Origin of the sequence: Mucilaginibacter phyllosphaerae, from assembly GCF_004378255.1 — a bacterium.
Lineage (GTDB): Bacteria > Bacteroidota > Bacteroidia > Sphingobacteriales > Sphingobacteriaceae > Mucilaginibacter > Mucilaginibacter phyllosphaerae.
On the sequence record NZ_SNQG01000007.1, the window covers coordinates 82663 to 95645 of the forward strand.

A 12983-nucleotide genomic window follows, 5' to 3' on the forward strand; every position below is an offset into this window, starting at 1 on the left:
AATGCAAAACCGAAAGATCGGGTTAATAATTTTAGCGTTGTTTACTACATCCTTTGCCTTTGGCCAATCCGAAGCGTTAAAGGTTGTGGTAAACAACCTTGCTTTTTATAAGCAAAAAGGCGACCTTAAATTTTTAGCCAACGCTAAAAAATCTGCCGATAGTTTAGTGGTTACCCGTAAAGATTCGGCCGATCTGGACAAAAATGTTTACCGCATTATTGTAAATTCCAGCATATTGTACACAGATTCTTTAAATAAACTTGGTCAGCCGGAAGATTTTCTTAATAAAACAGCAACCTTACTGGACAAATTTGAAGATAGAAGCAAAATATATAAATACCAGCCCGAAATTGATTATGCCAAGCGATGCCTGGCAAACGTATATATTCGTAAAGGATTTATTTTTACTAAAAACAACGATTTTAAGAATGCTGTAGATGCTTTCCAAAAAGCAAAAAAATACGCTCCGTCACAAAAACAGATCAACGCCTATATTGCTTATGCCAGCAATCGGTTAGGCAACCTGCAGGATGCTGCCAAGTACTACAATAACCTGGTAAATACCGATAGCACCAAGCTGGAATATCTGGAAACTGCTTCTACGATTTATAAATCTATTGGTGATACGGCCAAAGCATTACAAATTGTAAAAAAGGGGAGGCGCCTGCTGCCACAAAATAAGCAGCTTTTAAATGATGAGGCAAACATCTACAATAACAAAAGAGATTATAAAGCGTTAGAACCTTTGTTAATATCCTTAATTGATAACAACCCTAATAACCCGGATGTTAGTTTTGTTGCGGCAAATTGTTATGATAATTTAAACCAATATGATAAAGCAGAATCCTTGTACCTGCGCACAATTGAATTGAATGGCACAGCTTACGAGCCGGTATTTAATTTAGGATTATTATATTTCAAAAAAAGCACACTTAAAAACAACAACGACGATAAAAATATTACAAGCGCTATTTTATGGCTCGAAAAAGCAAATGAAATGGCGCCTCGGGATAAAAATTGCCTCGAACTTTTACAGCTTGCCTACAATAAAACCGGCAATCAAAATCAGCTGGATAGGGTAAGTGATAAGTTAGAGCAATTATCAAACTAATAAAACAATAAATAACACATAAGCATTACCAATTTAAAACAGTATCAAATGAAAATTAAATTCTTAATGGTGGGGCTATTGGGTCTCATTTCTGCAACTTGCTTTGCCCAAAAAGGGGAGCTGAATACGGCTCAATCTGAATATGAAAAATACGATGGTTTAAAAACAGCGCAGCCTAAGCTGGCAATGCCAAGCCTTGATAAAGCAAAAGAAGCTATTGATAAAGCTGCTGCAAACCCTAAAACAGCTAATTTACCGCAAACCTATGCTGTAAAGGCAAACGTGTACGGTGCTCTTGCCGAGTTAGATACCGTTTCAACTACATCATTACCAAAATTCAACACAGCCGCAGAAGCACTGGCTAAGGCGAAAGAGTTGGATAAAGGCGATAATAAAAAATCTATTGATAATGCACAATCTATTTTAGCAGCATATCAATCTAACAAAGGTGTAAAAGAATATCAGGCAGGGAAATATGATCTTGCTTATAAATCTTTCGATTATTATCGTAATGTTTTCCCGGAAGATACAAACGCTGTACTTTACACCGCACTTGCAGCTTATAATTCCAAAAATTACCCGGCAGCGATTACTAACTACAGTAAACTTACAACGTTAAAATATTCTAAAGCAGAAACGTTATATAGTGATTTAGCAAGTATATATTTAGCTACTAAAGACACCACCGGTGCTTTAAAAACAATTACTGACGGCTTGGTTAAATTCCCAAACAATGCCGACCTAAGAAGGACTGAAATAGAGATCAGCCTGCAACAGGGCAAACAAAAAGAAGTGCTTGATAAAATTACAAGTGCCATTGCAAATGATCCAAAAAACAAAAACCTGTATTATTATGCAGGTTTAGTTTACTCCAATACAGCCGATGATGCAGGGCAGAAACTGATCAAAGCACCTGCTGCAGGAAAAGCCGCATTACAAGCTGAAAAGACACAAAACATGCAAAAAGCAGCTGAAATGTATAAAAAAGCCCTGGAGATAGATCCAAACTATTTCGAAGCCAATTTAAACATGGGTTATGTATTGTTATCACCGGCAATTGATACTTATAATGCTGCTAATAAATTACCGGCAAATCAACAAAAAGCTTATGAGGTTGCGGTTGCAAAAGCAAACACACAATTTGATGTTGCAAAGCCATATTTACTTAAAGCTGTAGAATTAAATCCAAAATCAGCCGACGCACTTAATAATTTGCTTACTTATTATAAAGGCAAAAGGGATAATGCAAACATTGCTAAAACTAATGCATTAATAGCAGCACTACCCCAATAATATTATAAATTAAGCCCTATAAAAAAAATAGGGCTTAATTTATATCAATACTACTTAACATAATGTTAATTATAGGAATTATTTATTATTTAAATTTGCTGAAGAGACTATTCTAAATACAAGCCAATTTAAAATAATTATAGCACGAAAAAGCCCCATGAAGTTTCATGAGGCTTATGACATTACGAAAAACAAATTACATAGGTTTTTTTGTAGTATCTGTTGTTGTAGTATCTTTTTTCATAGTATCCGTTTTGGCACTATCTGTTGGTGCAGCCATTGTTGCGGTTGAATCTGTTGAAGTACTGTCACCAGTACCGGCTTTTTTTTCTGAACTACAGCCTGTGGCAATTGTACCAACCATTGTCGCGACTAACGCGAAACTTAAAATTTGCTTTTTCATATTAGATATAATTTAAAAGTATTAATCAAATGTTTGTTAGCATTATTAACCCGTAAAGCTCAAAGTTGTTTAATAAACTTTCGTTATTATTTAAAGAGTTGCATATGCTTAAAATGTCATAAATATAATTTTGGTTGATCCGGTCTATTATTTAAACAATTTATTGTTGATATTTATCGCAATGGTAGTATCAGAAAACACTTTGAAATGGGCCATGCGCTTCTACCCTCCACTGCTGTTTCAACGGATTTGGATTATAGGGTTTGATGCAGGCTTTAGGGGTGTTAAGGTAAGGGTAAGTAAGAGTATTTTTAATAAAAATTATAACGGGTCTGTTTTTGGCGGGACTATTTTTGCAGCGGCAGATCCTTTTTATCCGGTTTTGCTTTACCAGGTTTTAAATAAACCCGGCAGAGATTTACGCGTATGGTCAAAATCGGCAAAAATAGATTTTTTAAAGCCTGCCTTATCCGCCTTATCATTTCATATCATTTTAAATGAGGCGGATATTGATATGGCTGTAAAAGCTTTGAGCAATACAGGTAAGTATGAAAATACATTCCCGGTAGATATCTACAATAACAACAATGAGATATGTGCATCGTTATTAAATGAAGTATATGTGCGCGACCTTAATTTTAAACAAGCAATTTAACCAATGCCCGTATTTATGAACGATGAACTCTTTGTAAAAAAGGGTTATAAAATATCAACAGACCGGCATTTGCTTAATTTTGATACAATATTCAACTATCTTGACGGGCAATCCTACTGGGCTAAAGGCATACCAGCTGATAAGCTGAAGAAAGCCATAACAAATTCATTATGTTTTGGCGTTTACAAGGCCGACGAACAGGTGGGTTTTGCACGCGTAATTACTGATAAAGCAACATTTGCTTACCTGTGCGATGTTTTTATTTTGCCAGATTACCAAGGTGTTGGTTTATCAAAATGGCTGATGCAAACCATAGTGGCACACCCGGATTTGCAGGGGCTGCGCAGATGGTCGTTAGCTACGCTGGATGCACACGGTTTGTATAAGCAGTTTGGTTTTACCGAAATAAATAACCCTGAGCGATGGATGCAGATTTTTACGCCTTATAATACAGATTGACGAGATTGCATGAATTTAAAGCGACAGATTTTTGAGGGCGAAGGCGTATCACTTGATTTTAAGAAAACCATAACCAGTTGCGAAAAGATAGCCAAAACGATGGTTTCTTTTGCCAACAACGTTGGCGGCAGGCTGCTTATTGGTGTGCTTGATGACGGTACCATAAAAGGTGTTAAAGCCGAGGACGAGGAGCAGTATATGATCACCAAGGCCGCTCATTTTTTTGCCCGCCCGGCGCTTGAGCCTGTTTTTGAAGAGGTTTATTTTGATGATAAGCTGGTATTGGTTGTTGATATACCCGAAAGCAATGATAAACCCCACTACGCTTTGGCCGAAGATGGTAAATGGTGGGTCTATATCCGCGTGAAAGATAAAAGTGTGCTGGCCAGTAAAGTGGTGGTTGATGTGCTTAAAAGATCAGCTGATGATACAGGCGTATTGATAGAATATTCATCTAAAGAAAAGGCTTTGCTTGAGCATCTGGATAAAGAAGAACGCATCACTGTAAAAGAGTTTTGCACTTTGTTAAATATTGGCCGCAGGCGCGCACAACGTATTTTGGTTGATCTGGTATTATCCGGCATACTGCGCGTGCATACTACCGAAAAAGAAGAGTTTTACACAGCTTCCTGATTTAGCGGGCTATTGCTTACTTTTGCCAGCCGTGTAAGCCAATGAAAGCCCTTTATCAAAAATACCGTTTTTACTATCGCGATAGCCTGAAACTGGCTATACCCATTGTGCTTTCGCAGATCGGGCATACCCTTGTGCATTTTTCAGATACCATTATCATCGGGCAATTTGCAGGTACCGCGGCGCTTGCTGCCGTATCCTTATCTATCAGTTTATTTATTGTTCCTTTTGTAATAGCCCTGGGCATTAGTTATGGTATAACACCTTTGATTGCACAGCATAACGGCAGAAAAAATTATACTGAATGCGGCAGGTTACTAAGTAATAGTTTATTGCTGAATGCGATAACCGGTGTTATACTTTTTGTGATATTCTATCTTGGGGTGCTGTTTTTTATAGGTAAACTGCATCAATCACCCGATGTTGTTGTGCAGGCAAAGCCATTTTTAATATTGTTGCTATCCTCATTGATGCCCTTAATGGTGTTCAACACATTTAAACAATTTGCCGAAGGGTTGGGCTTAACCCGGCAAGCTATGTATATAACCATTATTGGCAATGTAATAAATATTTTAGTTGGGATAGTTTTGGTAAAAGGGATGTTTGGCATTGCCCCCATGGGTATAAAAGGTGTTGGTTACAGCACACTTATAGATCGTTGCCTGATGGCTGCAGCTATGTGTATTTATGTGTTCCGTTCACCTCACTTTAAAAAATATTTAAATGATTTTGAATTTAAAAACATTGACAGGGAAAGAATTAAACAGCTTTTAAAAATTGGTGCACCGGTAGCTATGCAATCAACTTTCGAGGTAAGCGCATTTGGCGGTGCATCTATTATAATTGGTACTATTGGGGCAGTACCACAGGCTGCCCATCAGATTGCTTTAAATCTTGCCAGCATGAGCTACATGATGGCTGCAGGCATCTCATCTGCATCGGCCATACGGTCTGGCAATTATTTTGGTTCGGGCGATCATCATCAATTACGCTTTTCGGCAATATCCAATTACCATATCGTAATTGTGTTTATGAGTTGTACGGCTATTATTTTCACCTTGTTTAACCATCTGCTTCCCTGGATCTACACATCAGATATACAGGTAATCACAATAGCAAAACAGCTGCTTATCGTAGCTGCATTTTTTCAATTATTTGATGGTACGCAGGTTGTAGGTTTAGGCATACTGCGTGGCATGGGCGATGTAAAAATACCAACAATATTAACATTTATATCTTACTGGGTTATAGGTTTGCCTGTTGGTTACCTTTTAGGCATTATATTGCATATTGGTGTAATTGGCGTTTGGTTCGGGCTGGTCGCCGGTTTGGCGTCCGCATCCTTGATGCTGTTTTTAAGGTTTCAAAAGATCAGTAAAAGTAATAAACTGATGATGATCAAAGATCTAAAAATATAGATCGTTTGCTGCGCGGTAGGTATTACAATGTGCTTCTACAATGTCTTTTATCTGCGGAGAATAACCGCCGCCCATACTAACCTGAACAGGTATATTATTTGATTTACACTGCTCAAATACAAACAGATCACGCTGTTTGCAGGCATCTTTACTTAGGGCGAGTTTTCCTAATTTATCCGATTCAAGTATATCAACACCGGCAAGGTAAAATATAAGATCGGGCTGGTGGTTTGTTATCAAACCGGGTAATGTACTACTCAGCAAGTTTAAATACTCATTATCCCCTATCCCATCCGCTAACGAAAGGTCCAGGTCTGATCGTTCTTTTCTGAATGGGAAATTCTTATCGCCATGCATAGAGAAAGTGAACACACGCGGCTCATCTTTAAAGATCTGTGCTGTGCCATTACCCTGGTGTACATCTAAATCAACAATTAAGATCCGTTTAGCTAAATTATTATTTAACAAATAGTTAGCGGCTATTGCCTGGTCATTTAGCATACAAAAGCCTTCGCCCCAGTTGGTACCTGCATGGTGCGTCCCTCCTGCTGCGTTAAAGGCAACGCCATATTCAAAGGCATAAAGGCATCCATCAATAGTACCCTGCGCTATACGCACCTCCCGCTCAACAAGTTGTGCCGAAAGTGGGAACCCAATTCTTCGCTGTTCCTTCGATGATAGTGTTAAATCGCGTAATTGCTGCCAGTAATTTGCATCGTGGGTAAGTAAAATGTTCTCTTCATCAACAGATACCGGCGAAAACAAGTTAGACTGCGTAATAACGCCTTCATGGAGTAGCTGGCCGGGAATCAGTTCGTACTTTAACATCGGGAAACGATGCCCCGGAGGCAACGGGTGGGCATATATAGGGTCGAAGGCTATTTTAAGCATAATGGCTATTCGGCAAAGATCTCGCCAACATGCTTTTCAATATTTTCGCAGATGTTGTTCAGCGGCAGGTCATTGGCATCATACCCAAATGGGTCTTCTATCTCTTCGGCTATCAATTCAATGCTGGCAAAAACAAATAGTATAAAACCAATTATCGGCATAATAAAATACTTCAGATCAAAGGCCCAGGTAAAAGGCAGGGTCATGATATAAGTAAAGATAAATTTTTTGATAAACACGCTGTAGGAGAAAGGTATAGGCGTTTTCCTGATACGTTCGCAACCGCCGCAAATATCTGTAAATGAGGTGATTTCTGTGGTTATACTGATTAATTGCTCGGGGTTTATCTGCCCTTCTTTGTTTAAACGATAAATATTTTTGATGATGGCGGATGCCACCTGGTTAGGCACATGCTTACTGCCGTCTGTCGGCAAAATGGTTTGGTCGCCGGGTACGTATTCATCACGCAGATGATCCCTTAACGATCTGGCATATAGCGGTATAGCATAGTTAAAAAATACGGCGTCCTTATCGCTAATCAAGTGTTTTAGCTTGATGGCCAGGTTGCGGCTATTATTGGTTAGGCTACCCCAGATCTTGCGGCCCTCCCACCAGCGGTCATAAGCCGAATTAATGCGGAATGCCAGCAGTAAAGAGAATACAAAACCAATGGTTTGATGCACATAGATCACCTTACGCAGGATACTGGTTTCCTCCAGTTTCCAAAAATCGATCAGTAAAAAGGTTATGGCGCCTGCATATAAGCTAACCGATAGCATCAGCGGGAAAAGTTCACGCAACGTATCCGCCTTGTTAAACCTGAATATAAGCGAGAACCATTGCCTGGTGTTGTAGTATATCATTTTGCACTATTTAACGACCTTAAATCGCCCTAAAAAGACTTTCAGACGCCCTGTAAACGTCGACATATGAGTTATAAAGCGGCACGGGGCTCAAACGGATCACATCCGGTTCGCGCCAGTCGCCAATCACCCCATTTTGGGCCAGGTAATTGAATATCTCTTTTGCCTTGCGCTTGCAAACTACAGATAGCTGGCAGCCGCGCCGGCTATTATCTGCCGGGGTGATAATATGGTAAACTTCTTCACCATGCTTTTTGTTCACTTCGCTGATCAGGTATTCCAGGTAGCCGGTAAGTAACTCACTTTTAGCCCGGAGCGCCTGCAAACCGCCTGCACGCTCAAAAATATCCAATGATGCGCGGTGAAGGGCCATCAGGATAATAGGGCTGGTGCTTACATTCCAGCCTTCTGCCCCATTTTCGGGCTCAAAACCGGGCGCCATCAGGAATTGCTTATCGCGGCGGTAACCCCACCAGCCGGCAAAGCGGTTTAGTGAGGTATCGGTAAAATGCTTTTCGTGCACAAAGATGCCACTGATACCACCCGGGCCGGAATTCATATATTTGTATGAACACCAGCAGGCAAAATCAGCGCCCCAATCATGTAGTTTCAAAGGTACGTTGCCGGCAGCATGCGCCAGATCAAACCCAACCATGGCCCCTGCCGCGTGCCCGGCCCTGGCAATGGCCTCCAGATCAAAAAACTGACCTGTATAATAATTTATGCCGCTAAATAGCACCAGTGCCAGTTCATCGGCATTATCTGTTATCTGCTTTAATATATCTTCGGTACGCAGGGTGGTTTCGCCTGCACGCGGGGCTACCTCTATTACAGCACCATTTGGGTCAAAACCGTGGAAACGAACCTGGCTTTCAACCGCATATTGATCTGACGGGAAGGCGCCCGCCTCCATTAGTATTTTGTATCTTTTACCTGTTGGTTTATAGAAACTTACCATCAGTAAATGAAGATTTACTGTAAGTGAATTCATTACTGTGATTTCGGTTTGTTTGGCGCCGAGCAGGTTGGATAAAGCCGGCAGCAATTGCTTATGGTAATTAAGCCACGGCTCATCCCCCGTAAACCAGCCCTCTACCGCGTTAGTCTCCCAGGCGTTCAACTGATCCTGAATGTATTTTTTGGCCGACCGGGGCTGCAGGCCTAATGAGTTGCCGCATAAATAAACGGCATCTTCCCCATTATGTTTCGGGATCAAAAACTCGCTCCGGAAACTTCTTAAAGCATCCTGTTCATCCAGCTGTAAAGCAAATTGTAAGTTGTCCTGGTAAATCATCGGTCAATATTACAAAAAAGCTGTTTGTTATATATCATTTAATTGAAACACAAAAGCCACAGGGCTATCCCCATGGCTTTTGCAGAAAAACTATTAGTACTTAAAAGAATATTACAGGTCTATTTTACCGTGTTTACCCTCATCGTATTGTTTACCGCCAACAACAGCTTTCAGCATGTTAAACAACACTACCATACTGCTGCTGCTGCTATCCCAGTACTCGGCATCGGTTGGTTTAACTTTTAAAAGGATCAGTTTGGGGTCGTCTACACCTTCGGGGAAGAAAGCCTGGATAAACGGATTCCACAATTCCTTCATTTTTGCTTTATCATCCACCAGTTCGGCTTCGGCAACAACGCTTAAATAAGTATGATTCTTAACATCCGAGTAGGTTAATGATACGGTGTTTTCTACCGAGATCTCGCTCGCTTTTGGCGAGTATTCATTTGTAAAAAACCATATATTACCTTCATTATCCACATCTGCGGTACCCATAGGCCTGCTGTGGAATCCTTTTTCGGGAGTGTAGGTAGTAAGCATGGCTGTTTTAACCTCGTTCACCTTGTCCTTAAAATATTTAAGGCTCTCTGTTTTTGACCAATCGCTCATAGTATGTTTGTTATATAGATGCAGTATAAACCAACAATAAAATTATTTGTTGGGCTTACTCACATAAATATTTCCTTTAACATAAAAGCGGTAAGGCAGCAGGGCGTCTTCGCCGGCATAATCAACCCCGATACGCGGGCCGGCAGCTATCTCCTCATCCGGGAAGCTTAAACCCCTGTCCTCTATCCAGATCACTTCGCTTTGCAAACTCATGGCGTTGATTTTGCGCGATATACCCAGTGCTTTGGCAACAGACCCCGGGCCTTTGGTGATGTTGGGTTTAAGCGCCTCCATATTGCGCCTTAACAGCATCGCATCTAAACCATCGGTAGGCTCAATGGCTCGGATCAGAACAACCCTTGGGTCGCCCTCTGTAGAAGCGACTATATTTAGCATTTCGTGAATGCCGTAACACAAATACACATATATTATCCCGCCCGGCTCAAACATCGTTTTTGTACGGGGTGTTAACTTATTTCCATACGCATGAGCTGCTTTGTCAATAGCCCCATTATAAGCCTCTGTTTCAACAATGTAACCACCTGTTAAGTCACCATCAATACAGGTAAACAAGTATTTACCCAAAAGGCTTTTTGAAAGTTGCAGAACATCATTATTCTGATAAAATTCAGTAGATAGTTTCATTCTCCAAGTTTACTTTCTTAAAACCAAAGTATAATAATTGATCACTCTGCGCGGCCATAGTTTATTCGTATTATTTAAAAAGTTACTTATTATTATATCCGGCATCGTATTCACAACTTCAGATGCGTTATGGTGAAATTCGCTTCCAATCGGGGTAATTATATTAGCTTCATCTATGGTGATCTGAAAATCAGCTAAAAGCTTTAAAGCAGAAATATAATTAGACAGTTCTATAAATATCATCAAGGCTCCCGGCTTTAATAAACTAAATATATGCGCCAGGTTGGCCATTACCAGATCATAATGTTTGGAGCTGATTTCATTTAAACAATTCTGAAATACAACAATATCAAATAGCGGTATCAGGCTATTAACTTTAACAGGAATCTCTACCGTTATATCAAAAGGATGCCCGCCTAACAGAAGTTTTTGGCCGTTGTTTAAAAATGCAGGGAGAATTTTGTCGCGGTTTATATGCCTGGTATATTCCCAGCCGCCTGCATTAATATCAAAGGAAACAAACCTAAAATCATTTATTGGCAGGTTGTTAGCTAAGGCAAACTGTATTATGCCATAAGCCTCGGGGCACGAGCCCGAACCAAATAAACCGCACCTTAAAATTTCTGCGGGCAGGTTTATATCTCTGTCCGCCAAATTATCTAAAACCAGCCCTATCAGTTCACTATACTGTGGAAAATAACGTAAAAAATATGCCGCCTGGGTTAACCTGTCCGAATAATTTACAGATACCTTTTCATTTCTGTATGCATCCCATAAATTCTTGGCCGGGATTTTTAACGATGTTAAATAAGCTTGTTTCTCGGCGTCTGTGTTGGCATTATTCAGTTCAAATAACGCATCCAGCATCAATGGATAGATCATTTGATTACCCTGAAAGTTAAATTGATCCTTGGTTTCAGGTCCCTGCTTGTTTTGGGGATCTCATGCTCCCATTTATGTTGTGTTTCGCCTTTCATCAATAAAAAACTACCGTGAGAAAGTTGTATTTTTTCAACAAGCGATTTATCTTGCAGGTTTCTTAATTTAAAAGTTCTTTCCTCGCCAAAACTTACCGAGCCTATGGTAGGATTAATTCCCAGTTCTTTTTCATTATCGCAATGCCAGGATACACTATCTTTCCCATTTCGATAAAGATTTAACAATACACTCGAAAAATTAACCTTAGCTATTTCTTCAATTTTATTTTTTATTTCTAATAACTCCGGAGACCAGGGATTGGGCGCCATAGGTATGCCGGAATATTTGTAAGGCTTATCCGTATCCCCATACCATGCAGTCAGCCGAGGCAGGTCCATCAGTTTTCCATAAAAAACAATTTTGTCCTGCTGCCATTTGATATTCCCATACAAATCTTTATAAAGCCTGTCACTATCTGCTTTGCTAAAAAAGGCTGGATAAAACAGCGCTTCTCCTTCTTTTGGAAGAATATTTTGCCCCGGTTTTTTTTGAGGCTCCGATGCTTCAAATAATGATAATGTTGTCATATAGATGAATTGTAATACAATGTAAAGAATATAAAAAGCCTAACAAAATTTCATTGTATTATTTCAGGATACCGGCCAGCAGGACGTTTATTTCATCAGCCCTGTCAAACACCATAATGTGGGTGCCGCCTTTAATAACTGCTGTGGGGTTTTTAATGTTTTGGTAAGGGAAAACCAAGTCCTTATCGCCAATGATATGATAGAGGTTGGAGACCTCCGCATCGTTTTTCCAGTAGAGCACGGCGCGCATGGCCCATTTCAAAAATACAGGCGAAGAATTACGCAGCATACTTTTAAACAAAGCCAGATCTTCGGCACTCATACTGCCAAACATAGGCTTAACCAGGAAACCCAGATAAGTTATTAATTTACCGGGGATAGCCCTGTACACCGGTAGCCCTCTGAATAATTTAAAGTACCAGGGGGCTTCGCTGTCGGCTTTAATGCTTGATATCAGGATCACCTTGGCAAGTTTTACACGTTTGGCAATTTCTACAGCTAACATCCCACCTAAGGATACCCCGATCACAATGGAGTTATCCTTTATATAAAATTGATCTATAAGGCTTTGTGCATAATCACTTAAAGTATCTGAAACGTCCGGGATCAGCCAGTTTACCAGTACTTCATCATACCCGGCAGGCAATTTTATGTTTTTATACAGACGGCTATCGGCCCCTAAACCGGCTATCAAAAATATTTTAGGCATTGAATTTAATTAAGCCGATGATCTGGTTAAGGTACCGGGCATCTGTTTCATCAAACTCATTCAATGCCGAACTATCCACATCCAGTACACCAATAACCTCGTTGCGGTGTGTAAGCGGTAATACGATCTCTGACCGCGACAACGAACTGCAGGCAATATGCCCCGGGAATTCTTCTACATCGGGCACTATCAGCGTTTCGGCCTTAGCCCATGCCGTGCCGCATACGCCCCTGCCTTTGGCAATGCGCGTGCAGGCAACAGGGCCCTGAAAGGGACCTAAAACCAGTTCATCCTGCTTTACCAGGTAAAAGCCTACCCAAAACCAGTTAAACTGCTCTTTAAGCGCTGCAGCAATATTTGCCAGGTTTGCCACCAGGTCGGTTTCACCATAAAGTAAAGCCTCTATCTGTGGAATAAGCGATTGATAACGCTCCTTTTTATTAGCTGATGCTATGATTTGTAAATCCTCTGCCATAAAGCAAATGTAACGTGCCT

At 40.4% G+C, this 12983-nt stretch carries 16 protein-coding genes; 6 read left to right on the forward strand and 10 right to left on the reverse strand.

Annotated features, from left to right (window positions below; genetic code table 11):
* The first annotated feature begins 1 nt into the window (after nucleotide 1).
* Both E2R65_RS17510 and E2R65_RS17515 read left to right on the forward strand, forming a co-directional pair.
* A complete protein-coding gene (locus E2R65_RS17510; protein WP_134337790.1) occupies nucleotides 2-1111 on the forward strand; it encodes a tetratricopeptide repeat protein in 1110 nt (369 codons plus the stop codon).
* Between the two features lie 48 nt (nucleotides 1112-1159).
* The gene (locus E2R65_RS17515; RefSeq protein ID WP_134337791.1) at nucleotides 1160-2404 is read left to right on the forward strand and encodes a tetratricopeptide repeat protein; all 1245 of its coding nucleotides are present in this window, start codon (nucleotides 1160-1162) and stop codon (nucleotides 2402-2404) included.
* 196 nt (nucleotides 2405-2600) lie between these two features.
* Here the strand turns inward: E2R65_RS17515 and E2R65_RS17520 are convergent, their stop codons facing one another.
* Nucleotides 2601-2807, reverse strand: coding sequence for a coproporphyrinogen III oxidase (locus E2R65_RS17520; RefSeq protein WP_134337792.1), 207 nt, complete (start codon nucleotides 2805-2807; stop codon nucleotides 2601-2603).
* 181 nt (nucleotides 2808-2988) lie between these two features.
* Here E2R65_RS17520 and E2R65_RS17525 point away from each other — a divergent pair, with 181 nt between their 5' ends.
* From E2R65_RS17525 to E2R65_RS17540, 4 genes are read left to right on the forward strand one after another with little or no spacing between them, the layout of a single operon-like run.
* Nucleotides 2989-3462 carry a DUF4442 domain-containing protein gene (locus E2R65_RS17525; RefSeq protein ID WP_134337793.1) on the forward strand — a complete coding sequence of 158 codons (474 nt, stop codon included), beginning with the start codon at nucleotides 2989-2991 and terminating at the stop codon, nucleotides 3460-3462.
* A gap of 15 nt (nucleotides 3463-3477) precedes the next feature.
* On the forward strand, nucleotides 3478-3921 hold the full coding sequence (locus tag E2R65_RS17530) for a GNAT family N-acetyltransferase (RefSeq protein WP_134337794.1): 444 nt from the start codon (nucleotides 3478-3480) through the stop codon (nucleotides 3919-3921).
* A 9-nt stretch (nucleotides 3922-3930) separates the two neighbouring features.
* The gene (locus E2R65_RS17535) at nucleotides 3931-4554 is read left to right on the forward strand and encodes an AlbA family DNA-binding domain-containing protein (protein WP_134337795.1); all 624 of its coding nucleotides are present in this window, start codon (nucleotides 3931-3933) and stop codon (nucleotides 4552-4554) included.
* Between the two features lie 41 nt (nucleotides 4555-4595).
* Nucleotides 4596-5972, forward strand: a complete 1377-nt coding sequence (locus E2R65_RS17540; protein ID WP_134337796.1) for an MATE family efflux transporter — start codon at nucleotides 4596-4598, stop codon at nucleotides 5970-5972.
* On the opposite strand, the gene E2R65_RS17545 is transcribed toward E2R65_RS17540, so the two are convergent.
* The 9 genes from E2R65_RS17545 to E2R65_RS17585 all read right to left on the reverse strand — a co-directional run bounded on the left by E2R65_RS17545 (nucleotide 5961) and on the right by E2R65_RS17585 (nucleotide 12963).
* Nucleotides 5961-6863: a histone deacetylase family protein gene (locus E2R65_RS17545; protein ID WP_134337797.1), complete on the reverse strand. Its 903-nt coding sequence runs from the start codon at nucleotides 6861-6863 to the stop codon at nucleotides 5961-5963. The two genes, E2R65_RS17540 and E2R65_RS17545, sit on opposite strands and share 12 nt — an antisense overlap.
* Before the next feature lie 5 nt (nucleotides 6864-6868).
* On the reverse strand, nucleotides 6869-7726 hold the full coding sequence (locus tag E2R65_RS17550) for a bestrophin family protein (protein ID WP_134337798.1): 858 nt from the start codon (nucleotides 7724-7726) through the stop codon (nucleotides 6869-6871).
* Nucleotides 7727-7745: 19 nt separating this feature from the next.
* Entirely contained in the window at nucleotides 7746-9020 is a 1275-nt protein-coding gene (kynU, locus tag E2R65_RS17555) for a kynureninase (protein WP_134337799.1), read from the reverse strand.
* Between the two features lie 111 nt (nucleotides 9021-9131).
* Nucleotides 9132-9629 (reverse strand): pyridoxamine 5'-phosphate oxidase family protein, encoded by a 498-nt coding sequence (locus E2R65_RS17560; protein WP_134337800.1) that lies wholly within the window; start codon nucleotides 9627-9629, stop codon nucleotides 9132-9134.
* A gap of 42 nt (nucleotides 9630-9671) precedes the next feature.
* The gene (locus E2R65_RS17565; RefSeq protein WP_134337801.1) at nucleotides 9672-10274 is read right to left on the reverse strand and encodes a DNA-3-methyladenine glycosylase; all 603 of its coding nucleotides are present in this window, start codon (nucleotides 10272-10274) and stop codon (nucleotides 9672-9674) included.
* A gap of 9 nt (nucleotides 10275-10283) precedes the next feature.
* Nucleotides 10284-11156, reverse strand: a complete 873-nt coding sequence (locus E2R65_RS17570; protein ID WP_134337802.1) for a hypothetical protein — start codon at nucleotides 11154-11156, stop codon at nucleotides 10284-10286.
* On the reverse strand, nucleotides 11153-11779 hold the full coding sequence (locus tag E2R65_RS17575) for an alpha-ketoglutarate-dependent dioxygenase AlkB family protein (RefSeq protein WP_134337803.1): 627 nt from the start codon (nucleotides 11777-11779) through the stop codon (nucleotides 11153-11155). Before E2R65_RS17575 ends, E2R65_RS17570 begins: the two co-directional genes overlap by 4 nt.
* Nucleotides 11780-11837: 58 nt before the next feature.
* The gene (locus E2R65_RS17580; RefSeq protein ID WP_134337804.1) at nucleotides 11838-12488 is read right to left on the reverse strand and encodes an alpha/beta hydrolase; all 651 of its coding nucleotides are present in this window, start codon (nucleotides 12486-12488) and stop codon (nucleotides 11838-11840) included.
* Nucleotides 12481-12963, reverse strand: coding sequence for a GAF domain-containing protein (locus E2R65_RS17585; RefSeq protein ID WP_134337805.1), 483 nt, complete (start codon nucleotides 12961-12963; stop codon nucleotides 12481-12483). The genes E2R65_RS17580 and E2R65_RS17585 overlap by 8 nt, the downstream gene beginning before the upstream one ends.
* Nucleotides 12964-12983: the final 20 nt, after the last annotated feature.

What these genes read in the sequence shown, in the direction of transcription:
- E2R65_RS17510 (WP_134337790.1), top strand. Translation starts at nt 2, where the DNA reads ATGCAAAACCGAAAGATCGGGTTAATAATTTTAGCGTTGTTTACTACA.
- E2R65_RS17515 (WP_134337791.1), top strand. Translation starts at nt 1,160, where the DNA reads ATGAAAATTAAATTCTTAATGGTGGGGCTATTGGGTCTCATTTCTGCA.
- E2R65_RS17520 (WP_134337792.1), bottom strand. Translation starts at nt 2,807, where the DNA reads ATGAAAAAGCAAATTTTAAGTTTCGCGTTAGTCGCGACAATGGTTGGT.
- E2R65_RS17525 (WP_134337793.1), top strand. Translation starts at nt 2,989, where the DNA reads ATGGTAGTATCAGAAAACACTTTGAAATGGGCCATGCGCTTCTACCCT.
- E2R65_RS17530 (WP_134337794.1), top strand. Translation starts at nt 3,478, where the DNA reads ATGAACGATGAACTCTTTGTAAAAAAGGGTTATAAAATATCAACAGAC.
- E2R65_RS17535 (WP_134337795.1), top strand. Translation starts at nt 3,931, where the DNA reads ATGAATTTAAAGCGACAGATTTTTGAGGGCGAAGGCGTATCACTTGAT.
- E2R65_RS17540 (WP_134337796.1), top strand. Translation starts at nt 4,596, where the DNA reads ATGAAAGCCCTTTATCAAAAATACCGTTTTTACTATCGCGATAGCCTG.
- E2R65_RS17545 (WP_134337797.1), bottom strand. Translation starts at nt 6,863, where the DNA reads ATGCTTAAAATAGCCTTCGACCCTATATATGCCCACCCGTTGCCTCCG.
- E2R65_RS17550 (WP_134337798.1), bottom strand. Translation starts at nt 7,726, where the DNA reads ATGATATACTACAACACCAGGCAATGGTTCTCGCTTATATTCAGGTTT.
- kynU (WP_134337799.1), bottom strand. Translation starts at nt 9,020, where the DNA reads ATGATTTACCAGGACAACTTACAATTTGCTTTACAGCTGGATGAACAG.
- E2R65_RS17560 (WP_134337800.1), bottom strand. Translation starts at nt 9,629, where the DNA reads ATGAGCGATTGGTCAAAAACAGAGAGCCTTAAATATTTTAAGGACAAG.
- E2R65_RS17565 (WP_134337801.1), bottom strand. Translation starts at nt 10,274, where the DNA reads ATGAAACTATCTACTGAATTTTATCAGAATAATGATGTTCTGCAACTT.
- E2R65_RS17570 (WP_134337802.1), bottom strand. Translation starts at nt 11,156, where the DNA reads ATGATCTATCCATTGATGCTGGATGCGTTATTTGAACTGAATAATGCC.
- E2R65_RS17575 (WP_134337803.1), bottom strand. Translation starts at nt 11,779, where the DNA reads ATGACAACATTATCATTATTTGAAGCATCGGAGCCTCAAAAAAAACCG.
- E2R65_RS17580 (WP_134337804.1), bottom strand. Translation starts at nt 12,488, where the DNA reads ATGCCTAAAATATTTTTGATAGCCGGTTTAGGGGCCGATAGCCGTCTG.
- E2R65_RS17585 (WP_134337805.1), bottom strand. Translation starts at nt 12,963, where the DNA reads ATGGCAGAGGATTTACAAATCATAGCATCAGCTAATAAAAAGGAGCGT.